This is a genomic window from Roseateles sp. P5_B10, from assembly GCF_056400485.1.
This window is the reverse complement of record NZ_JBFULE010001316.1, coordinates 1-948: the sequence shown is the minus strand read 5'-3', so window position 1 is coordinate 948 and position 948 is coordinate 1. Positions and strand designations below refer to the sequence as shown.

Annotated in this window: 1 protein-coding gene and 1 pseudogene; both read right to left on the bottom strand. The window is 65.6% G+C overall.

The annotated features are described in order from the left end of the window. Positions 1-358 (bottom strand): annotated as a pseudogene (locus AC1DU6_RS33000) (amidophosphoribosyltransferase); the annotation flags it as partial. An 11-nt stretch (positions 359-369) separates the two neighbouring features. Beyond that, entirely contained in the window at positions 370-912 is a 543-nt protein-coding gene (locus AC1DU6_RS32995) for a CvpA family protein (protein ID WP_477862512.1), read from the bottom strand. Between the last annotated feature and the right edge of the window lie 36 nt (positions 913-948).

Genomic DNA, 948 nt, shown 5'->3' with positions numbered 1-948 from the left:
GGTCGATGTCGAAGAGCTCGTCCTTCAGTGCATGCGCATTGGTCAGGTTGCCGTTGTGCACCAGCACGATGCCGAAAGGCGCGTTCACGTAGAAGGGCTGCGCCTCTTCCTCGCTGTAGGCATTGCCGGCTGTCGGGTAGCGCACTTGGCCCAGGCCGATGCTGCCCGGCAGCGCGCGCATGTTGCGGGTGCGGAAGACATCACGCACCATGCCGCGCGCCTTGTGCATGAAGCACTTGTTGCCCTGCATGGTGACGATGCCGGCGGCGTCCTGGCCGCGGTGCTGCAGCAGCAGCAGCGCGTCATACAGGAGCTGGTTGACGGGGGAGGCAGCGAGAGCGCCGACGATGCCGCACATGGCGAGGGTCCTTAATTGGTCGATTCCGCTTCAGATGGGGTCATCGAGCGGGAAACAAATCGGGCAAGTGGTTCGGGCAGCAAGGGCGCCACGTCGAGCAACACATCACTGAGCACGGGTGCGGCACGCGAGGCCCGCCAGGTGCTTGACTCCGCCAGGGGCGAAGCGCCAATGACGAGCACAAGCAACAGTGCGATGAAGACACCACGCAGCGCACCAAAACCGGCGCCACCCAGGCGGTCCACGATGGACAGCGGCGTGGCGTGAATCAGCGTCTTGACCAGGCGCGAGGCCAGGCTCCAGACGATCAGCACGAAGAAGAAGGCGATCGCCAGCGCGACAACATGCAGGGCGGCAGGGCCGAACTTGCTGGTCATGGAGGCAGGCAGCAGGTCCTCGACGACAGGCGCCAGCGGCGACGCGGCGAAATAGGCGACCACCCAGCCGGCGAGTGACATGACCTCGAAGATCAGGCCGCGCCACAGGCCGATGCCGATCGAGATCAGCAGCACTGCCGCGAACGCGAGGTCGACCCAGCTGAGCGCGACATCCATGGCGGGCTACAGCGTCAGGATGGCGCCGGGCAGGCC

Coding starts and splice junctions, on each gene's coding strand:
- AC1DU6_RS32995 (WP_477862512.1), bottom strand. CDS start 912: ATGGATGTCGCGCTCAGCTGGGTCGACCTCGCGTTCGCGGCAGTGCTG.